Source organism: Haliscomenobacter sp., from assembly GCF_965225875.1.
Classification (GTDB): domain Bacteria; phylum Bacteroidota; class Bacteroidia; order Chitinophagales; family Saprospiraceae; genus Haliscomenobacter.
Window position 1 is genome coordinate 4,282,205 of the sequence record NZ_CBDDBS010000002.1, and the last position, 20,020, is coordinate 4,302,224.

The 20,020-nt window shown below is 46.1% G+C and carries 17 protein-coding genes; 11 read left to right on the top strand and 6 right to left on the bottom strand.

Annotated features, from left to right (window positions below; genetic code table 11):
- The first annotated feature begins 8 nt into the window (after positions 1–8).
- Positions 9–2,618 (top strand): lamin tail domain-containing protein, encoded by a 2,610-nt coding sequence (locus ACO08K_RS19430; RefSeq protein ID WP_421798080.1) that lies wholly within the window; start codon positions 9–11, stop codon positions 2,616–2,618.
- 285 nt (positions 2,619–2,903) lie between these two features.
- Here the strand turns inward: ACO08K_RS19430 and ACO08K_RS19435 are convergent, their stop codons facing one another.
- Both ACO08K_RS19435 and ACO08K_RS19440 read right to left on the bottom strand, forming a co-directional pair.
- Positions 2,904–4,598, bottom strand: coding sequence for a hypothetical protein (locus tag ACO08K_RS19435; protein WP_421798081.1), 1,695 nt, complete (start codon positions 4,596–4,598; stop codon positions 2,904–2,906).
- A gap of 5 nt (positions 4,599–4,603) precedes the next feature.
- A complete protein-coding gene (locus ACO08K_RS19440) occupies positions 4,604–5,374 on the bottom strand; it encodes an ABC transporter ATP-binding protein (protein WP_421798082.1) in 771 nt (256 codons plus the stop codon).
- Between the two features lie 225 nt (positions 5,375–5,599).
- Between ACO08K_RS19440 and ACO08K_RS19445 the strand changes: the two genes are divergently transcribed.
- Both ACO08K_RS19445 and ACO08K_RS19450 read left to right on the top strand, forming a co-directional pair.
- Positions 5,600–6,058: a hypothetical protein gene (locus tag ACO08K_RS19445; protein ID WP_421798083.1), complete on the top strand. Its 459-nt coding sequence runs from the start codon at positions 5,600–5,602 to the stop codon at positions 6,056–6,058.
- 110 nt (positions 6,059–6,168) lie between these two features.
- The gene (locus ACO08K_RS19450) at positions 6,169–6,912 is read left to right on the top strand and encodes a hypothetical protein (protein ID WP_421798084.1); all 744 of its coding nucleotides are present in this window, start codon (positions 6,169–6,171) and stop codon (positions 6,910–6,912) included.
- Positions 6,913–6,917: 5 nt separating this feature from the next.
- Here ACO08K_RS19450 and ACO08K_RS19455 read toward each other — a convergent pair whose 3' ends face one another.
- The gene (locus tag ACO08K_RS19455) at positions 6,918–7,142 is read right to left on the bottom strand and encodes a hypothetical protein (RefSeq protein ID WP_421798085.1); all 225 of its coding nucleotides are present in this window, start codon (positions 7,140–7,142) and stop codon (positions 6,918–6,920) included.
- A gap of 153 nt (positions 7,143–7,295) precedes the next feature.
- Between ACO08K_RS19455 and ACO08K_RS19460 the strand changes: the two genes are divergently transcribed.
- On the top strand, positions 7,296–8,549 hold the full coding sequence (locus ACO08K_RS19460; protein WP_421798086.1) for an AfsR/SARP family transcriptional regulator: 1,254 nt from the start codon (positions 7,296–7,298) through the stop codon (positions 8,547–8,549).
- A gap of 15 nt (positions 8,550–8,564) precedes the next feature.
- On the opposite strand, the gene ACO08K_RS19465 is transcribed toward ACO08K_RS19460, so the two are convergent.
- Positions 8,565–9,029, bottom strand: coding sequence for an SRPBCC family protein (locus ACO08K_RS19465; RefSeq protein WP_421798087.1), 465 nt, complete (start codon positions 9,027–9,029; stop codon positions 8,565–8,567).
- Positions 9,030–9,435: 406 nt separating this feature from the next.
- Here ACO08K_RS19465 and ACO08K_RS19470 point away from each other — a divergent pair, with 406 nt between their 5' ends.
- From ACO08K_RS19470 to tnpA, 4 genes are all read left to right on the top strand, one after another.
- Positions 9,436–10,539 carry a hypothetical protein gene (locus ACO08K_RS19470; protein ID WP_421798088.1) on the top strand — a complete coding sequence of 368 codons (1,104 nt, stop codon included), beginning with the start codon at positions 9,436–9,438 and terminating at the stop codon, positions 10,537–10,539.
- Between the two features lie 244 nt (positions 10,540–10,783).
- Positions 10,784–11,134: a carboxymuconolactone decarboxylase family protein gene (locus ACO08K_RS19475; RefSeq protein ID WP_421798089.1), complete on the top strand. Its 351-nt coding sequence runs from the start codon at positions 10,784–10,786 to the stop codon at positions 11,132–11,134.
- A 53-nt stretch (positions 11,135–11,187) separates the two neighbouring features.
- Positions 11,188–13,482, top strand: a complete 2,295-nt coding sequence (locus ACO08K_RS19480; protein ID WP_421798090.1) for an ATP-dependent helicase — start codon at positions 11,188–11,190, stop codon at positions 13,480–13,482.
- 334 nt (positions 13,483–13,816) lie between these two features.
- Complete coding sequence (gene tnpA / locus ACO08K_RS19485; protein WP_421798091.1) at positions 13,817–14,278, top strand: IS200/IS605 family transposase; 462 nt, start codon at positions 13,817–13,819, stop codon at positions 14,276–14,278.
- Positions 14,279–14,303: 25 nt separating this feature from the next.
- On the opposite strand, the gene ACO08K_RS19490 is transcribed toward tnpA, so the two are convergent.
- Complete coding sequence (locus ACO08K_RS19490; RefSeq protein WP_421798092.1) at positions 14,304–14,660, bottom strand: GIY-YIG nuclease family protein; 357 nt, start codon at positions 14,658–14,660, stop codon at positions 14,304–14,306.
- 152 nt (positions 14,661–14,812) lie between these two features.
- Here ACO08K_RS19490 and ACO08K_RS19495 point away from each other — a divergent pair, with 152 nt between their 5' ends.
- Entirely contained in the window at positions 14,813–16,366 is a 1,554-nt protein-coding gene (locus ACO08K_RS19495; RefSeq protein ID WP_421798093.1) for an AAA family ATPase, read from the top strand.
- Positions 16,367–16,518: 152 nt separating this feature from the next.
- Here the strand turns inward: ACO08K_RS19495 and ACO08K_RS19500 are convergent, their stop codons facing one another.
- Positions 16,519–18,255 (bottom strand): M14 family metallopeptidase, encoded by a 1,737-nt coding sequence (locus tag ACO08K_RS19500; RefSeq protein ID WP_421798094.1) that lies wholly within the window; start codon positions 18,253–18,255, stop codon positions 16,519–16,521.
- Positions 18,256–18,432: 177 nt separating this feature from the next.
- On the opposite strand from ACO08K_RS19500, the gene ACO08K_RS19505 reads away from it, so the two are divergent.
- Both ACO08K_RS19505 and ACO08K_RS19510 read left to right on the top strand, forming a co-directional pair.
- Positions 18,433–19,071, top strand: coding sequence for an O-methyltransferase (locus ACO08K_RS19505; protein ID WP_421798095.1), 639 nt, complete (start codon positions 18,433–18,435; stop codon positions 19,069–19,071).
- Complete coding sequence (locus tag ACO08K_RS19510; protein WP_421798096.1) at positions 19,068–20,009, top strand: GNAT family N-acetyltransferase; 942 nt, start codon at positions 19,068–19,070, stop codon at positions 20,007–20,009. Before ACO08K_RS19505 ends, ACO08K_RS19510 begins: the two co-directional genes overlap by 4 nt.
- Positions 20,010–20,020: the final 11 nt, after the last annotated feature.

A 20,020-nucleotide genomic window follows, 5' to 3' on the forward strand; every position in this document is an offset into this window, starting at 1 on the left:
TTGAACACATGAAAGCCACAATATTTTTTCCTATTCTGTGCTGTTTTGCCAGTTTTTTGCACGCACAGCTGAGTATAGACTTCGCCAACGGCAATTTTCAGGGTTGGAGTGGAGATTCCAGCAAGTTTGCAGTGGTAAATGGCGCTTTGCAGTTGAATGACAATAATCCTGCTGCATCCAATCAAAGCTACTTGTCTTTGCCCGCAGCTACCACCTCAGACGCGGTCACTACCTGGGAGTTTCTAAGTAGTTTGACCTTTTCTCCTTCCACCACCAATTATCCAAGAATTTATTTGTCTGCCAGCCAAAGCAATTTGAGCCAAGCGCTCAATGGGTATTTTGTTCAGGTTGGCGGGATCAACGGGGATTTGGACGCATTGCAATTGTGTCGGCAAGATGGAAACAATATAACCGTATTGTTGAATGGACGGGCTGGGGGAGCAGGTACGGCCACTGTTAATGTGCGGGTGAGGGTTAAAAGAAGTGCCGCTGGCCTATGGACTATGGAGGCAGATTATGCCGGAGGTCGAAATTTCGAATCAGAGGGCAACGTTCAGGACCAAAGTTACCCAAGCGGCACCCATTTTGGCTGGATTTGCCGCTATACGGCTACCCGCAACAAGTCCTTTTCATTGGATGATGTTTTAATTGACCCATTGTTTAGTGATCGTACGCCACCAATATTATTAGGTGTTGAAACCCAAAATGAGCAACGCATCACTTTGCGTTTCAACGAAGCTGTGGATGCCAGTACGGCTACTGAGCTCAACCACTACGACCTCAACCCCACTGCGGGAAGCATCAGCAGTGCCCAGCGCGATGCGGGTAATCCGAACCATATCATTTTGAGCCTTAGCGGGAAAATGCAAAACCTGACAGCCTATACTTGTACGGTTACAGGCATTCGTGATGCAGCTGGTAATGTAGCCGGAGTACAATCTGCCAAATTCACTTATTTGGAAATTGGCAAAGCTGCCGAGGGCGATATTCTGATCAGCGAAATTATGGCTGATCCCACCCCTGCCTTGGGGAAATTGCCCGCGGTGGAATACCTTGAATTGTGGAACAAAAGCACCAAGGTTATTGCCCTGGATGAATTACAAGTCTCCAATGGAGGTACTCCGGTACGGATTGGGACAGGCTTATTTTTACCCAATACTTTTTTGATTCTCTGTGCCCCTGAAAATGCGGCTGGATTTCAACCTTTTGGACCGGTGCAAGGGGTAAGTGGTTTTCCAGCGCTGACCAATGCCGGCGATGATGTAAGTGTGCGAACCACCAATGGGCTCGTCGTGAACCTGGTCAACTATGACGATGATTGGTACCGTGATGAAGACAAAGCCCAGGGCGGCTGGGCCCTGGAGCTCATTAGCGCCAACGCCACCAGCGATTGCCCGGGCAACTGGCGCGCCAGTGTAGACCCTACTGGCGGGACTCCGGGTAGAATCAACTCCATCAACAACCAAATCACTGACCGCAGTGGCCCTCGTCTGATTACGGCAGTTTCCACAAGTACCCAGGAGTTGTTGCTGACTTTTGATGAGCCGCTAGACCCCGTGACTGCTGAAGACCTGAAATATTACGCCCTTACGGATGGCATCAGTCCACTGGATGCTGTTTTGCAAAGCAATAAAACAAGCCTGCGCCTGATCTTGAATACCCCTTTACAAAATACCAAGGCCTATACTTTGACGCTTGCACCGGGGATTCGCGATTGTTTGGGCAATGCACAAAGCAGCCCACAGCAGCTTTTGACTGGTTTGCCACAAGCACCGGCAGTTGGTGATTTGATTGTGAATGAAATCCTTTTTAATCCCCTGTCAGGCGGCTCTGATTTTGTGGAATTGTACAACAAATCCCAAAAATTGATTAGCCTAAGAGGCATGAGCTTGATCAATCGCCAAAAAACCTCGGGGGGCATTCAAAGTACCATCACCACTGATTACCTCTTGGCGCCAGGGCGCTACGTGGCGGTGGCAGGTTCAAAGAGCAATATTCAACAAGGCTATATTGTCAAGGATTCTTCGGCCATTTTCAGCAATGCCTTACCTACTTTGGATGACGATGCCGGAAACATTACCCTGCGCTTCAACAACATCACCCTGGATTCATTCAACTACAGCAATAAACTGCATAGCCCTTTGTTGGAAGACGAAGAGGGCATCTCCCTGGAACGATTGAACTTTGATTTGCCCACCAATGCTGCGGGCAACTGGCATTCGGCAGCCATTTCAGCAGGCGGGGCTACGCCGGGGTATACCAATTCCCAGGTTTTTCGTCCTGATCCGGCCAATGGAGCCGAAACCATTTTCCGTCTGGAGGAAGCCAAATTTTCACCGGATGGTGATGGTTTCCAGGATGTACTTTTGTTGCCTTACCAAACCAATACGCCGGGCTACCTGGCCAATATCATTGTATTTGACATCAATGGCAGGCAAGTCAAACGCCTGGCACGCAATGAATCGCTGGCTGCAGAAGGTATTCTCAAATGGGACGGAACAACCGATGAGCTGCTCAAGGCGCGGGTAGGGGTGTATGTGATCTGGATTGAATTGTTTGAGCCGGATGGCGGTAAGGCATTGCAAAAGTTGAGTTGTGTGCTGGCAGGGAGGCTGTGAAAGCTCATTTAAAGAACTGTTCTACAAAGCTTAGGGTATACCCTTAGCCCCTGCTTAGGGTTTCCCCTGAGTTTTTCCAAAATTAAAATTTCCACATCATTTTCCGTTCAAAACCATCGTTAGACAAGCACATATGAAGTTTGTTACCCGAGACTTTTGATATTCTACCTCAAAAAACCAAATGAAACGTGTTTTAGCGATGGGATGGGGCTAGGCTGAATGGTGCCTGGCCCCTTTTTTGTTAGACTTTCTGAACAGAAGCTTGCTCGGTCAGAACAGGGTCTTTTACTCCCAAATAATGTAGCGCCAGCCTGTCTTACCATACTGTCGCATCGCGAGTACCGCCAATAAGGCACAAATCGGGATAAGCCCCCAAACCGCCCAATTGAAACCCGAAATCAAATAATGGAAAAAGCCAAAGAATCCCGCCAGGATCATTGTCAGGAAAGTAAAGCCGATGTTTCCACCCCGACTTGCCTCATCCCAGGATTTGGTGAAAGGCAATATATAGTGCGTCAGGATCGCCACGCCAGTAACAGAGGTGAGGATGCCAAAAAAAGCCAGTAGTGCATCATCTAAAATGTGCCAGCCGAAAAAGAGGCCGGAGCCGATGGTAATCAAGCCGTAGACGGGTAAATAAAACTTAACAATAATCGCCTTGAAGGAGCCAGTCAGCACCAGACCTGGTTGTTCCAGGGGGACAGTTCGATAAAACCAACTTGCTTTATACTTTTCAGAAAACTGCAACATGCTCAATCCGGAAATCAGGATAATCATCGAGAAATAAAAGCCAAAAAGGTACATGCTGCCCTGTTGCATCTCTTGCAGCGCATTGTCGGAATCACGGGTTGCCGGGAAAACAAAAATGAGCAAAAAATAAACCGGTAACATGATGAGGTTGGGGTAAAACTTGAGTTTAAAATCGCGGCTGCGGCTCGTCAATTCCCAGGTGAGTTCATAGATGGCGAGCTCGTGTTTATTGCCGCAAAACCATTGTGCCGAGCGCCTGGCCCAGCTGAATCGAGCCTGTTGATGTTGTTCGGCTTTGTGTTGAGGGGAGCTTTCTCCACCACTGCCTCCTTCCCCAATCGAAAACATTTTTTGACTGAAATTGCGGCTCAAAACCGTGCTCACCAAATAAATCGCCAGAAAAGGGGTGAGCAAACCAATCACCGCCATCATGTAAATCATGGGCTGTGCTGGCCGGTAAAACAAGACATCCCAGATACTTGCTAACCACATCGAAGGCAAGGGCCAGAGGTATATTTTTTTAAACAGATTATTGCCCCCCATCACCTGAAAATCTATCAAACGGGGCAAAATTTGATACCCGAGGAAAACCACTGCGTAAAAAATGATTTGGAAGTAGTTGATGATTTCTTTGAATTTGCGTGGCGACAATAAATTGAGCATGACCAGATAAAGCAAGTTGACAAAAAAGATGGTCATCAACACACTCATCAAAATCAAAAAGGCCAATAAGATTACCGCCAAAGGGCCAAATTTAATCCCCACGCCAATCAGTCCCGAAATACTAAAGGGAATCACCAGCTTGATCAGGTAAAAAAAGACGTGTAGGATGCGGGACACTGCCAGGGTTTTCCCACCTACCGGGCGGGGCAACAAGATGTAATTGTCGCGTACGTCAATGAGCACATCGGTAAAGTCGCTGATCAAGGTGAGTGCCAATATAGCCATCCAAAAACTTAGATAGAGGAACAAACCACTGGAACTATGTTCGAAAAACACCAATATAAAAGTAAACGCCAGGCCCATAAATGCCATCATCACCATCACCAGGATGTCCTGACCTTTGACTTCTTTCTTTTGAGCAGAACGTTGGTAGTTAAAAGCCGTTTTGCGCCGCCCGTCCATTTTTAATTTGACTTCCAAAATGGTATGCAGGTGATCTGGATTGACGTCGATGCGCCGCCAAATGCCATCGAAGAGGCGGAGAAGGCGTAACAGGATTTTATTCATGGGGTTTAGGGATTAAAAGTTTGGGTAAATCCTTCGGCCAATTGGTCAAAATTGGTTTGGCCAGTCAATTGGGAAAAGAGTTTTTCCAGGGTATCGCCTTCGTTGCGTTTGAGTTCCTGGAAATTGCCATCGGCGACTACTTTACCTTCAGCAATCAGGATGATGCGGTCGGAGATTTTTTCGACCGTATCCATATTGTGTGAGCAGTAGATAATCGTTTTGCCCTGCTCTACCAGACGCAAAATGATTTCTTTGACCAGAATTACTGCATTGGCATCCAAGCCGCTGAGTGGCTCATCCATAAAAATAATTTCCGGATTGTGCAACAAACCCGAAACCAGCAGCACTTTTTGGCGCATGCCCTTGGAAAAGGTGTCCATCCGCTCGTGCAATTGGTCTTTGAGCCCCAGAAAATCGAGCATACGACTAGCACGTTCTTCGATTTGGGCATCGTCCATATCGTGCAAGCGACCCACCAAGAGTAAGAATTCCAACGGGGTAAGCACATCGTATAAGTCAGCCAGCTCGGGAATGTAACCAATGATCCGTTTTACGGCCAGGGGGTTTTCCTTGACATCAATCCCTTTGATTTTTACACTGCCTTTGAAGTTATCATCCAATCCGGCCAGAATGCGCACCGTAGTCGATTTACCTGCACCATTGGGGCCGATGTAGCCAATTACCTGACCTGGCTGGATGTGGAGACTGATATCGTGGAGCACCTGTTTTTTGCCAAAAAATTTGCTCAGGTTGTCAATTTGAATGATGGGTTCCATTTTCTTTTTTTATTGGATCAAAGCTAAAAAAAGCATAGAGCAAGCAGAAGTATTTTGTTGAAAATGATTTACAGTAAAAATGTAAGCGATAAAAAAGGGAAAGTAAGCGGTAATGTAATTGGGTAAGACCCATTTTTGCAGTGAGTTCAGGCTAAAACAATAACCCCCAACCTGCTGGTAAACCACCTGAACTCCAAACAGCAGGTATGGATAAAACTTAACACCATGCCACTTACAATCGAAAATGCAATTGGTTTTTTGTCCAGTTCTGTTTCTGGAGATGTTCAGTATTTCGAATTGCCTACCGGAGTTTATCCCGATCCTGTAATCACCAGCCCTAATCCAGCCAGTATTCAGGTGGACCAAAAATGGCAAGTGAAATTCAAATTTACAGCAAGTGGGATCTTTTTTAAGTTTTTTGGTGCTGCTGTAAAATGGGATTGTGATATTCTGATGGAACAATTTGGACCAGACGATAACCCTGCCACCCTGCCTTCCATCACCATTCCGGGTGTAAATGCACTGTCCAATACGTTTTCTGGAACCATTAATTTGAACCCTGGTGATGTACCTGAAGGCGTTTATCGCCTGGTGGCTCGGCTGTGTATGCGACCAAACAGCTCCAGCACTATTTTGGCTACCGGATTCATCGACCTTGGAATGGTACAGTTCTATAAAGGCTAATTGATCCAGGTGCTTGAAAACATGGTATCTATCACTTGGTAACGCAGAAACATGCGCCATACTTGGTGAAGTACCATGTTTTCTTTTTTGTACGACTAAACCTTAAAGTTATGGCTACTACAAAACGAAAAAAAAGCAGCCCTCGTTCCTCCTTGTCGGTGGCTTTGCCTGATGCAGTTCAAGTTGTTTCCCCTCAATTTTTGCCACTTACCGCTGATCCTTTGGATGATGAGCCCAAAGTTTCCTTTACATTGGAGTTTTACCCTGTTGATGAAAAAGAAAGCTCCTTCATTGGGCGATTGAAAAAAATCGGCTCAGAGGAACAAGCAACCTTGATAGACGATTTAGATAGTGAGGTTTTACTGGATTTTATCCGCCGTAATCTGCCTAAAAACTGGCGTAAACAAGACTTTAACGAAACGATAGCCAAGGTTGAAACAGAAGCTGAAACAGTGCCAATAGTTACACTTCCTCTACAGAATCAAGTTAATGAGCCCACCTTTGAAACTGAATCACCCATCAAAGAACTACCGACTGGAAAATTGGAAATATGGCAAAATGGACTAAAAAGCAATGTTTTTGAGTCGTCTCAGGCTATCTCTCTACGTTTTGCTACTGATTCTGTAGCACAATGGGCCGAGTACAACGTCCATTTTAAGTCGCTGGAGAGGAGTGCATATAGTCATAACATCCGGCGTAAGCAAATCTTGAATGGCCAGCTCGAGGTCTTCTTGTCGGAAGATCAGCTAAAACCAGGTATTTATGACTTAAAATTTAGTGCTCTTGCCGCTGGAGATAACCCTATCAATGGAGCTGCAAGATTTACGGCAAACCAACTTATTCAAGTGATTTGAAACTGTTAAGAAAGTGAATGACCGGCTTCCAGAATCAGAGGGTTGATGTACATACCCTGGTGTTTAATTTGTGGATCTCCGGGGTTTTCAACTACCATTTCACCCGTTTCCTGATGCATCTTGCGGCGGTAATTCTGGCATTGCGGGCAAGTAAATACGATCCATGGAACTTCAACAGACACCTCGCAGGTATGTGCATCTTCCTTTGCTGAGAATTCAATGTTGAGCATATTTGATTTGTTTTGAAGGTTACGTGCTTGACTTATAAGGCCAAAAGAAATAACTTGTACCCTGTTTATGGTAAAAGTATACGCTCAACCGAGGTTTTGATTTAAATCCAGTTAAAAATACACAATTTCCGGTTTTTTGTAAAACTAACTCCAATGTCTACTTCAAATTTGATTGTCATCACAGGGCAGATCCCTGCCGTGCAGTCCCAAATCCAGGCCATGTTGTCCGATCAATTCGCCTGTTGCTCGGTTCCTCTGACTGATACAGACACCATCAGTAAAATTTCTAAACTATCACAAACGCTCATCCTGGTAGTAGACGAGGATTCCATGACTTATCTTGCTCAGACGCCCGTCACGGGCAAAATCCCAACCTTAGCTGTGCTGAATCAACCATCTTCAGCATTGTTGCAACAAGCTTATCAAAGTGGAGCAAACAAAGTTCTCATTTGGCCAAAATCCAAGGAAGAACTACAGTCCGCGATCAGGCAGTGTATTCCTAAAAAAAATTTGCTGGAGTCGTTAAAAAATCGATTCAATACCTTGTTTTACCCTCCATTACAGGTACAAAAAGGCGGTTTTTTAGGCCAGCCCCCAAAAAAGGACCTGACCACTTACCAAATTACTTTACTGGGAGAATTGAGTATTCGCCAAGACCAATTCCAGTTGTGCCCTCATACTCAAAGAGAACGGGAGCTGCTGGGATATTTGTTGTTTAACTATCCCAAACCGATTAAACGGGAAAAACTCTGTGCTGCACTTTGGCCAGGTATCGACGCGGAGTCTGCACGGAACCGACTCAATGTACTTATTCATCGTTTGCGGAGAGCAAATAGCAAAGAGCAAAGTATTGCAGACTGGTTGGTATATGATTCCCGGGTCAATGCGTATTTCCTGAGTGTGCCGGATTCAATTCAAATAGATGTTCATGAATACCATAATTTGCTGGCTGAATTAAAAACCCAGCAAGATCAGCCGGAAATCAGTATCCAGATTTGTAAAAAAATAGTAGAGCTCCATCAGGGGCTGCTCCTGGAAGGCATTGAGCACTCCGAGTGGATCGATCGACAACGTTTGGATATACAGGAGAAATTGCAAGGCATCATCCTGCACCTGGCTGATTATTATTTGCAAAGAAATGGTTATTCACAAGCCATTTATTATTGTCGCCGGGGAGTTGATTTGGATCCTTGTCTGGAAGCAATTCAGCAAAGATTGATTTTGGCGCTGGCCCTTAATGGTGATCGGGAAGCAGCTATCCGGGCATACCGACGTTTTGAACAAACTCGGATTCAAGAATTCGTTTTGGCTCCTTCTGCAAGCAGTAAAACATTACGTACATTGATCGAAGAAGGGACTTTTGAAAATCTTTGTGCCTGGTATAATCACTTGATCTCAAAAAACTGAGTTGTTGCTGGAGTTTTAATGCTGGTTAAAAAAATCCTCGATTGCCTTCGCTCGATAGGTGAAAATTTCGTCCACCATATTGTTTACCATCAGTAAGTCGGCAATCGTGCCAATAGGCCCGTAGGGCACCTTATAATGTAAGATATCGTGCATCAAAGTTCCTCCGTTTTGAGGCGTAAAATGATGTTGGTGATGCCAAAAAGCATATGGCCCCTCCTGCTGTACATCAATGAAGTAATGCATAGGGTCAATGTGGGTGATTTCCGTTGTCCATTTCATGCGGATTGCTAACAAAGGACTGATGTAGTAAGGGATGAGCATGCCTGGGTACATTTGTTGGCCACTCAGGTCGGTCAACATCGTAATACCCACCTTTGCAGGGGTCAGCTTCTTGAGATTTTCAGGCCTGGAGAAAAAATCCCAGATGGCTTCTACCGGTTGCGGAATAAATTGTTGCCACTCCTTTCTTTTGATCTGCATAATTTTTTACAGCTAAACTCGTTATTCTCCTGTTTGTTCATAAGAAAATGAAGCTTAAATCCATTAGCCGAAAAAAAATGTGAAATTTCTGTGACAAAAATGCACTAGGCTACGGGTTTAACCCCTATCTTTGTTCAACAACAAATGCAAAAGTCCAGTTGAGGACTAGATTTTGATCCCAAAACATTTTCCCATGACAACCGATTACAAAAATTCGACTTCTATCTCCATTGCGTTCTATCCATACTTCCCTGACTTTATCATGCCCAAAGGTCAAAATGTAGTGTAGCCACAGGTGACCATCCTGCCCGATGTTCGTCTAATTCATCGTGTCTACCCTTAAAGTTTTGTCCACATGTGCAATGGTACTATAATCAGGATCACTTGGTTGTTTTGTAGTGCATTCATGATTGCCCTACAAAGTAACTTTCTCTACAGCCAACAAGACTTGCAAGCAAGCCTTTCTGCTGTGGTAGAAAAAAAATCATCTAGTCCACAACAGGTCATTAGTCAACTTTCTCATCAGGCAAGTACTGATTATGTTTCAGTAGTTTGCACGGGAGAGCTAGATCTGCGTGCCATTCCATCGCCACTTGCCCTTAAGGCGATCTCGGAAAATACGGCACTACTGGTACAGGATAAACGCTACGACCTCGGTTGTAATGCCAATGATTTTGTAGGTTATTTTGATCCATCTCGTTGGATGGACTCAAATATAAAAAGTGCCGGTGGGGTAGATGTCACCGGAGCTCCCGGTCAATTATTGGTTGAAGGGACCAATAATTATCCGGTTGTTGTGGCTGACCGCCGGGCTCCGCGCTTCACAGTAAAGATGCCCAGCAGCGGGTATGTTACTTTCAACTGGAACGACTTAGGGGGCTCCCTTTCTAACCCCACCGCACTTGCTGTTTTTGTCAACGCACGGCCAATTGCAGCAGAAACAGGTAAAGTATCCGTATTCATGCGCGCTGGCGATGAATTGCATTTGCAAATCAATCCAACGGCAAGCAAATCAATAATCGTACAAGAGTTTTCTTTCCTTTCTGACCTGGCCTATCTGATTACCCGCGAGTGGGTGAATGAAGCACGCCAGGTAGTAGCCAGCCAATACATCTCCGTAGAAAAGCCCAATTTGGGCGATATCCGTTTTCCTCGCAATACACAAGTGAGCAAAAGCGTTCAACCGGAATACACAGGTTATCCAATTTTGGATGCCGATGGCAATGCTAAAACCACTGAAGATCAGATGGTACTTGCCGGAACCTTCAATGGTATGCAGGTTACTTTTGAGGATAAGATCGATGCCGAACAGCACCGCATCCTCAGAACATGGACGATCAACGATACCTGTGGTGCCAATGTGATCAGCCATGTACAAGAATTGCGGATCGCACCTAACACAACTAACCCAGCTAAGTCAACTGAAGACAATAAAGTCAAACATAACTCCATTCCGAGTCAATCGGAGTCTGGAGGGTCTTATTCCAGTAGTTTTTTGGTTTTCAACTAGTTTCGCGTAACAAATCATAGTTTCTGCTCGAAGACGCCGATTAGAGCCCAGTTTTGGGATGCTAATCAGCGTTTCGGACAGGGATAACGAAAAGAACTAAACAACAGAAAGAATTTTTTTGTGAAGGGTTTCTTAACGAGGATTTTCAGCGGGAGGTTTTTTCACCTCCCGTTTTTTTTTGTTTTCCCTCCATTTCTTTCCTACCTATAGAATTGTATTTTTGCCCCCTACCAATTCCTCAATCATGTCGATCGTAACCGAATTCAATGACTACCGTGCCAAAATGAACGAAGAGATTTTGGCTCAAGATAACCTGGTGCTCAAACGCTTCTTTAACCTTGATAGCAATGCCTATCAGGATGGTGCTTTGGACAAAAAGACCAAAGAGCTGCTGGGTCTTATCGCCTCTATGGTACTGCGCTGCGATGATTGTATTCGATACCACCTGGGCAAATGTTTTGACCTGGGCGTTTCGCGCGAAGAGGTTTTTGAAGTTTTTGCCATCGCCAATCTGGTTGGTGGTTCCATCTGTATCCCACATACCCGGCGGGCGGTGGAGTATTGGAGCGCATTGGAGAAAGTTGATGAAATCTGAGTCTGTGGCTTCAACACACTCACAGAACACACTTTCACACTCAAACTTTCATTATGTCTGCTTATCTCGATCAACTCAATCCTGTTCAACGTCAAGCCGTAGAAAATACCGATGGCCCGGTGCTGGTCGTAGCCGGCCCTGGCTCGGGCAAAACCCGCGTGTTGACTTTTCGCATTGCCCACCTCATTGAAAAAGGAGTGGCCCCCTGGGAAATTTTGTCGCTTACCTTTACCAACAAGGCGGCCAAAGAAATGCAGGAACGGATTGAAAAGGTAGTAGGGGATAAGGCACGCAATGTTTGGTCGGGAACCTTTCACTCCATTTTTGCCCGCATTCTGCGGGTAGAGGCCGACAAAATCGGGTATTCCCCCAATTTCACCATTTACGATACCGAAGATACCAAAAGTGTACTGGGGGCCATCATCAAGGAGATGAACCTGGACAAAACCGTATACAACGTCAATACTATCCGCAGCCGCATCTCTTCGGCCAAAAGCAGCCTGATCACGCCTCGCTTGTACGCCGAAAATGAGGAATTAAAAATGCAGGATCGGCAGGCTAAAATGCCTTACATCAGCGAAATTTACCTCAAATACGGCGAACGTTGCAAACGGGCCGGGGCAATGGACTTCGACGACCTCTTGTACCGCCTTTACGAGTTGTGGCAAAAGAACCCGGAGGTGCTGGAAAAGTACCGCAAACGTTTTAAATACTTGATGGTGGACGAGTTTCAGGACACCAATACCCTGCAATACGGCATCATCCGCAAGTTGGTACACTTTGAAGGGAGCCCACGCAACATCTGTGTGGTGGGCGACGATGCGCAAAGTATCTACGCCTTCCGTGGGGCAACCATCCAGAACATCCTCGATTTTGAAAAAGACTTCAATCCCTACGGGATCAAGGTCTTTAAACTGGAAGAAAACTACCGCTCTACGGAGCACATCGTACAAGCTGCCAACGAAGTAATCCGCTTCAACAAACGCCAGATTCAGAAAAAAATCTGGTCGAGTAAAGGGACCGGGCAAAAGATCAAGGTCATCAAAACCATGAGTGACGCCGAAGAGGGCAAACGGGTTGGGGACACCATCGTGGAACAGCGCAACCGCTTTCACCTGAGCAACTCGGACATTGCCGTCTTGTACCGCACCAATGCCCAAAGCCGGGTCATGGAAGAATACTTGCGCCGTTATAACATTCCGTACCGGGTATTTGGTGGCCTGTCTTTTTACCAGCGCAAGGAAGTCAAAGACCTGATCGCTTACCTGCGCCTGGCCATCAACCCACGTGATGAAGAGGCTTTGCGTCGGGTGATCAATTTCCCCAAACGGGGTATTGGTGATAGTACGGTGGACAAGGTGAGCGAAATGGCGGGCCAACAAAACCTGACCATGTGGGAGGTGCTCTTGCACGTAGATGCAGCTACGCGTACCCAAAAGTCCATCCAGGAGTTCATCAAAATTGTGCAAGATAGTGGGCAAAAGGCAGAAACGCTCAACGCCTACGAAGCGGCTATGCACATTGCCAAACAATCCAAACTGATTGAAGAATACAACCAGGACAAAACGGTAGAAGGCCTGGGACGCCTGGAAAACCTTAACGCCCTGCTCGATGGTATCAAATCCTTTGTGGAAGACGACGAATTTGAAACTGCTGGTGAACAGCAAAACAAATCTCTGGGTGCCTACCTGCAAAACATTGCCCTGCTGACCGATATGGACGATGAGTCCAAACAAACCGGGGATTATGTGACCCTGATGTCGGTGCACTCTGCCAAGGGCTTGGAGTTCAAGTCGGTTTTTGTGGTTGGCTTGGAGGAAAAACTCTTTCCCTCCTTCATGTCGATGGATACGCCGGATGGCCTGGATGAAGAACGCCGCCTTTTTTATGTGGCAATTACTCGTGCCGAACAATTCCTGACCCTCACCTTTGCGATGAGCCGCTACAAATTCGGCCAGATGCAATACAATGAGATGAGTCGCTTCATCGAGGAAATTCCCCGGGATCACCTGGAGAGTACTTCGGCGTTGCGTAGTGGATTCTCCTCCGATTATGAGCCTGCACCCAGCAAACCGGCGGGTACCTCAGGGGTGAGTGGCGCATTCAAGCCGCGCCCATCAAGTGCCAATGCAGCTCCAAAAATTGATCCAGCCCTGTTCAAACCCAGCCCTAGCGAACAAATCAAAGTGGGGAGCAAGGTGCTTCACCTCAAATTTGGCGAAGGCAAAGTGCTGAATATCGACGGGGGCAAGGACAACCGGATTGCGACCATCTTCTTTGAAGCTGCAGATGATGAAAAGGAGAAACGGATCATGTTGAAATTTGCGAAGTTGCAGGTTGTGGAGTAGGGGGGAGGAAAGGGGGAATTGTTCCGGTGCGCTGCACCTCCAAGTACCACATTACCTTCCCTTCTAGTGACGTTTCGCGGCTAATGCCGCTAGGTCGGAGCCTTATAGTTGCTCGTTTTGTCTGAAGGATAGAACAGGATTCGATGCTTTGACTTCTCGAAACCCTGAAAAACAGGGACTAATCCAATTTTGATGGTACGCGAACTAAATTTTTGATATATTTGATTCATTCTAGGCTACCGACTAGCGGCAGAGCCGCGAAACGTCACTAGAAGCAAGGCACAGATGTTAAATGAAGGTGCAGCGCACCGGAACACTGATCAACTCACGCTGTATGGCCAACACGTACACCCAACTCTATTTTCAAATCGTTTTTGCGGTCAAAAACCGAGATGCTCTCATCCAAAAATCCTGGCAAGGCCAACTTCACGCCTACATTACGGGAATCGTTCAGAAACAAGGGCATAAAATGATGTGTATCAACTCTATGCCCGATCATATTCACCTCTTGATAGGATACAATCACACAAAGTTGCTACCAGATTTAATGGAGCACATTAAGACGAGCTCCAATGATTTTATCAAAACCAATCAATTGTCTCGTTATAAATTTGATTGGCAAAAAGGATATGGTGCATTTTCATACAGTCAGTCGCAAGTTTCAACCGTTGCCAAATACATTGAAAACCAAGAAGTACACCACCAAAAGAAATCCTTCCGAGCAGAGTACCTGGAATTGCTCCGCAAATTTGAAGTAGAATATGACGAGCGATATGTGTTCGAGTTTTTTGACTAGGTAAAAAAATGGGGATAAAATCCGATCACCCCTTGTTTTTGTGGTACCCCCTCTCCCCAAAAGGCTGCAACTCCTCGATAAACATCGCCTCTAATTTTTTGATTTCTTTGCGGTAGTCCATTTGAACTGCATCATCCTGCTGGATTTCGCTTAGGATTTCGTAGGTGAAATTCTCTTCACCCAAGGCTTTCCAATCCTTTTGTAGTTCAAGATTAGGATGTGAACCCATATTCAACTGAAAGCGGAGCCGATTCCAGATGGCAATCAGATCAAGGCTACTTTCCACAAATATCTTATCGTTGCTCTTGTTGCGGATTTGGAAGACGCCAATTTTGGACTTGGTCTGTTTGTAATCGTTGATGATTTCTTTTCGGGTTTTCATGGTGAATGGGTTAAAGGTTGATGGAACTCCGTGGGAACAGTTGCCCTGCCGAGTTTAGTTCCACTTTATTGATTATCCCCAAAAATAAAAAATACTTTCCGGGAATCTTTTCCCAACTCCCACGGTTACCACCCCAAACAAAACCAAAACCGATGCAAACGCTGCACCCCTTAATTTTGAACCATACGGTAAACCTACCTCCACTAAGCCCTTCACAAAACGAAGTTTATCAACGTTTACTCCAACAACTTCAACAACACTCCCTTTGTGGACTTGGAGTAACCCGCGGCCATGGCCGTACATTTATGCTCCAACGCCTGGCCTTCGAAACAGGTGGGCACTTTTTACGCCTCGCCGATTTTTTTGACGAAATCCAATCCTTCCACCCCCTGGCATTGGAAGAAGGTATTGCGGCTACTTTGCACAAGGCTTTGAAAGCGCATGATCTGGTGATTGTTGACGATTTCCATCAAGTTCACAACATGCTGGAAAGTTGTTACGGTAAGGCGCGGCCAGGGGTACTCATTGCCGTGTTGGACGGCATCCTGCGTTGGCTGGAACAAAGTGGCAAACGATTGGTATTGAGTAGCGACCAAGGCTATTACCCAGAGCCGCTTCAGAACCCGATCCAAAAAATCAATTTGCTGGAGTTCAATGCTGAAGACCAGGCCTTTTTGTTCAATACCTTGAGTAAAGGGCGTTTAAAAGATGTCGATTTTGAGCGTGTTTTTGTATTTGCACCCCACTTGAATGCCACTCAAATGGCCTACGCCTGCCAGTTGATGCCTGAAGGCGCCCATTTTGACACCGCTGCACTGATTCAATTCCTGGAAACCTACGCCCTGCACAGCAACGTAGACACTAGCGAGGTTGACCCTATGGACTTTTCGGACCTCTATGGAGTGGAAGAAGTGGTTCGCCAACTCGAAATTGACATCATTGTGCCGATGGAACGCGACGACCTGGCGAAGGAGCTGGGTATCCGTGCCAAACGAGGGGTTTTGCTCTACGGCCCTCCCGGAACAGGTAAAACTTCAATTGGTCGAGCCTTGGCGCACCGACTGCACAGCAAATTCTTTTTGCTGGATGGCACCGTCATCAGTGGTACCGATCAGTTCTACAACAAGGTGCACCAAATCTTTGAGGCCGCCAAGCACAACGCACCGAGTATCCTATTCATCGACGACTGTGATGTCTTGTTTGAAAACCAGGATGAGTTTGGTTTGTACCGCTATTTGCTCACTATGCTGGATGGTCTGGAATCCCGATCCAACGCTCAGGTGACGGTGATGTTTACGGCCATGAATATCGGGAGTTTACCACCTGCCTTGATCCGCAGTGGTCGGGTAGAGTTGTGGCTGGAAATGAAATTGCCGAATGCCCCTGCTCGAGAGGCGATGTTGAAAGCCTTGATCGCCGATAGTGTGTTGCAACTCAAAGCAAAAGAATTGAGCCATCTGGCCGAATTGACTTACGATTGTTCAGGGGCAGATTTGAAGCGTATCGTAGCGGATGCCCGCAATTTGCACGGCTTCGATGTGGCCAAAGAACAAAAAGTGCGCAGCCCTTTCGCTTATTTCAATCAAGCCATCGAGCAACTGCGTGAAAATCGGGAACGTTTGGCAGCTGCACCTGCTTTTACCGCAGCGCATAATCCGGCTGCGGCTATGAATCCGGGTGTGGTGCTGGCGCAGATGGCAGAGTAGAGATTTCGGGATTTCGGATTTCGGTTGGTGCATTGCTTCAAAAGTATCTGGTCAATCCAATTTTAGTTTTTCATACCTGAAACTAAATTTTTGGTTGCCGTTATTTGTCAAAGTAATGCACCAACCGAAATCCGAAATCCCGGAATCCGAAATTACCTCACCCGATACACCGGATACCGCATGTACTCCTTCTCCCAATACTTCGAGTTTTTGTAAACAAAATCCAGCTGGGCCGAAGCATTTTCCGCGAAAGCCTTGTCACTTGCCTTTTTTTCTTCCAATTTCTTTTTTAGTGTAGGGTCTTTTTGCAGCAACTCTGCCGCCAGGTCTTCAAACACATAAGCCGAATAGCCCCCTTTTTCCTGCAAAATCGTATCAAAGAAGTTCCAGCGGAAATACGAATCCACCCCTTGAGGCTCGAGCACTTCCACAATAAAACGATTGCGCCACTGATTGAGCGGGATGAAATAATCTCCTTTGCGCAAGGCCACTTTGTGGCGTTCGGTATGCAAATCTACGCTGGTGTTTTGGTGATGCCCTTCGTAGGGGTTAGGTGCACTTTTGTAGGCATCAATGATGTACACGTCCAGTTCGATGGTGCTATCTTGAGTCAACTGACGCATTTGTACCCCACTCACCTTGAGCCGTTCAATGACGTTGTGCCAACCTTGCGGGATGATGTAGGCAGCGGGTTTGTTGGCTTTTAGGTCGACCTCATAGTGGTCGTAAAAGGGGACAATTTTATTCAATGGTTTGCTGCGGTTGTAGTACAAACGTTTCAGGCCGCTCACTTCGCTGAGGGGGTATTCGGGTTCGTAACCTTTGAATTCAATCTCGGAAAACTTCTCCCGGTTGAGCTTCCAGGTCAAGGGAAATTCACTTTGGGTTTTTACACTTTCTTTGGTAGCCTTACGCAGTGCCAGGAGTTGGGCCCGATGTTTCCCCAAAAACTTCAAGACTCCATCCAACAGTGCATAAGTTGATTTCACCCGTTGGGCATAGGGTTTGAGCATATGGGTTTCGGTCATCATGCCGATGGTGTGAAACAGTGCCGCGTAGCCCGTAGAGTAGCGGGGCCAATCAGGAAATTGGCTGAAACCCTTGTCGGGCGTTTGCCCAAAAGCATTCACATAAGGAGTGGCCTCAAAACCGGAAGTTTTCATGTGCTCGTACAAAAAGGGCAGGAAAGTCCCTTTGTGAAAAGGTCCCAGCACACCGCCCAGTTTTTCCTCTTGGGCATAACAAAAGGTCATGGTATACTGATAGTCCGCCCCATTGCTCACGTGGGTGTCGATGAAGAGATCAGGATCCAGTTCCTGGAAAATGGCTGCAAAACTATGGGCGTTGCGGGTATCGGCTTTGATGAAGTCGCGATTGAGGTCGAAATTGCGGGCATTCCCCCGAAAGCCCTGTTCTTCGGGGCCATTCTGGCTTACCCGACTGGTGGCACTGCGGTTGAGTGCCCCACCAATGTTGTAAAAGGGGATGATGGCAACCACCACACTGTCCAGCATGGGGTAACGCTCGGGGTGCAGTGCCAAATCGCGCAAGAGCATCATCGAGGCATCCACTCCATCAGGCTCACCAGGATGAATAGCGTTGTTGATGAAAAAAATCGCCTTGCCCTGGGCTTTAAGTTTTGGGATATCGAATTTGCGATTTTTGGAGTACAACACCAAATGTAGAGGATGCCCACTGTCGGTCAGGCCTTTGCTTTGAATGTCAATTTCTTTAAAATCGGCGGCAATTTTCTGGTACCAGGCGATGCCTTCCTCATAAGTAGGAGTTTGGGTGCCATTGCTGCTTTCAAACCGCGTGGTGTATTGGCTCCATAAGCCAAGTGGGAATAAGAGGCTCAGCATCAGGCCAAAGCCGATTGATTTTTTCATAACGAATCAAGTTCTATTTGGTGGTGAAGAAAAGTACAAAAAACTTTTAGAACTTTGTTTTTTTAAAAGTTTAGGAAGGTTGAGGAAAGTTGAGAAGGTTTAGAATCGCCAGCGTCTATGTCGCTGCGGTAGCCTCAACCTTCTCAACCTCCCTCAACCTTCTCAACTTATTCTTTTATGCAACGTCCGCTTCGCAACATCTACCAATATTGCATCCAGCATAGCACCGCTCCTTCTGAAGTGTTGCACGAGTTGGACCGCGAGACCCATCTCAAAACCCTGGCCCCACAAATGATGACCGGGCCGCTGCAAGGTCAGTTGTTGCGCTTCATCAGTTTGTGGGTCAAACCTAAATTCGCCCTTGAAATTGGCACATTTACCGGATATGGATCGATCTGTATCGCCGAAGGTTTGCCTGCGGATGGCATACTGCACACAATTGAACCCAATCGGGAATTGGCCTACATTTTCCAAAAATATGTTGCCAAAGCTGGGCTGAGCGAACGGATTCAACTGCATACGGGCCGTGCGGAAGTAGTAATTCCCGATTTGGATTGCCATTTTGATTTGGCGATGATTGATGGAGGTAAACAAGATTATAGCCTGCATTACGATTTGGTGATTGAAAAAATGAACCCTGGTGGGGTCATTTTGGTGGATAATGTTTTATGGGATGGGAAGGTAGCTTTGGAAAAAAAAGACAAGGACACCTTATTGATCCACCAATTCAATGAAAAAATTCAGGCTGATCCGAGGGTGGAAAACTTACTACTGCCTCTACGCGATGGAGTGATGATTATAAGGGTAAAAGCATGAAAGCCCAATACCAGCAATTTTGCCAGTCTGAGCCCGGATTGCCCATCTTTTTCCAGGATTGGTACCTCGATGCAGTGTGTCAGGAAGGTGAATGGGGCGTGGCAATGTTGGAAGAGGGGGGTAAGGTCAAAGGCATTTGGACCTATTTTATGAAGCAAAAAATGGGCTTCAAATATGTCACGATGCCAAATTTTGTTAAATTTATGGGGCCTTACCTACCTGGTAACCCAAGTACAAGTGAACAACACCAGATTTTAACCAAACTTTTGGCCCAGATTCCCCCAGTAGCAAGTATAAAGCAAGATTTTCATTATAACATTACCAATTGGTTGCCCTTGTATTGGCAAACTTTCCACCAAACTACCCGTTATACCTATTTGCTTGATGTCAGTGATTTGCAAAAAGTACTGGATGACGTCAATCGAAACATGCGGCGCAACATTAAAAAAGCGAGTGAGCAAATAAAAATAGAACACTGGGACGACCCAGAACGATTTTACCTTGTCAATAAAAAGAGTTTTGATCGGCAAAACATACCGATTCCGTACACCTTAGCACAATTTCTACGCCATGACGCGGCCTTGAATCTACAGCAACGACGCAAACTTTTTTTTGCGGTAGACCAACGAGGTCAGCTACATAGTGCGTCTTATGTGATATGGGATGATCAGGTTGCTTATTACCATTTGGCGGGAGACGATCCCCAATTTCGCCAACATGGAGCAGGTATCTTGCTCATCTGGGAAGCCATTCAGTTTCTTCACAATGAATTGGGAATCAACACCCTGGATTTTGAAGGAAGCATGATAAAAAATGTGGAAGCCATCCGGCGGCAATTTGGAGCTATTCAGACCCCCTATTTTTCTGTTTCAAAGAACTATTCCAAAACATTCAACTTTTTGGAAAAAGTTCGTAACCTAAAAGGGCTATTTGTTTAATCTTTTTAAAA

Bases quoted from the DNA above. Each gene is read 5' to 3' on its own strand.
- ACO08K_RS19440 (WP_421798082.1), bottom strand. From the start codon at position 5,374: ATGGAACCCATCATTCAAATTGACAACCTGAGCAAATTTTTTGGCAAA.
- ACO08K_RS19460 (WP_421798086.1), top strand. From the start codon at position 7,296: ATGTCTACTTCAAATTTGATTGTCATCACAGGGCAGATCCCTGCCGTG.
- tnpA (WP_421798091.1), top strand. From the start codon at position 13,817: ATGGCCAACACGTACACCCAACTCTATTTTCAAATCGTTTTTGCGGTC.
- ACO08K_RS19480 (WP_421798090.1), top strand. From the start codon at position 11,188: ATGTCTGCTTATCTCGATCAACTCAATCCTGTTCAACGTCAAGCCGTA.
- ACO08K_RS19495 (WP_421798093.1), top strand. From the start codon at position 14,813: ATGCAAACGCTGCACCCCTTAATTTTGAACCATACGGTAAACCTACCT.
- ACO08K_RS19510 (WP_421798096.1), top strand. From the start codon at position 19,068: ATGAAAGCCCAATACCAGCAATTTTGCCAGTCTGAGCCCGGATTGCCC.
- ACO08K_RS19455 (WP_421798085.1), bottom strand. From the start codon at position 7,142: ATGCTCAACATTGAATTCTCAGCAAAGGAAGATGCACATACCTGCGAG.
- ACO08K_RS19505 (WP_421798095.1), top strand. From the start codon at position 18,433: ATGCAACGTCCGCTTCGCAACATCTACCAATATTGCATCCAGCATAGC.
- ACO08K_RS19450 (WP_421798084.1), top strand. From the start codon at position 6,169: ATGGCTACTACAAAACGAAAAAAAAGCAGCCCTCGTTCCTCCTTGTCG.
- ACO08K_RS19500 (WP_421798094.1), bottom strand. From the start codon at position 18,255: ATGAAAAAATCAATCGGCTTTGGCCTGATGCTGAGCCTCTTATTCCCA.
- ACO08K_RS19475 (WP_421798089.1), top strand. From the start codon at position 10,784: ATGTCGATCGTAACCGAATTCAATGACTACCGTGCCAAAATGAACGAA.
- ACO08K_RS19465 (WP_421798087.1), bottom strand. From the start codon at position 9,029: ATGCAGATCAAAAGAAAGGAGTGGCAACAATTTATTCCGCAACCGGTA.
- ACO08K_RS19445 (WP_421798083.1), top strand. From the start codon at position 5,600: ATGCCACTTACAATCGAAAATGCAATTGGTTTTTTGTCCAGTTCTGTT.
- ACO08K_RS19430 (WP_421798080.1), top strand. From the start codon at position 9: ATGAAAGCCACAATATTTTTTCCTATTCTGTGCTGTTTTGCCAGTTTT.
- ACO08K_RS19435 (WP_421798081.1), bottom strand. From the start codon at position 4,598: ATGAATAAAATCCTGTTACGCCTTCTCCGCCTCTTCGATGGCATTTGG.
- ACO08K_RS19470 (WP_421798088.1), top strand. From the start codon at position 9,436: ATGATTGCCCTACAAAGTAACTTTCTCTACAGCCAACAAGACTTGCAA.
- ACO08K_RS19490 (WP_421798092.1), bottom strand. From the start codon at position 14,660: ATGAAAACCCGAAAAGAAATCATCAACGATTACAAACAGACCAAGTCC.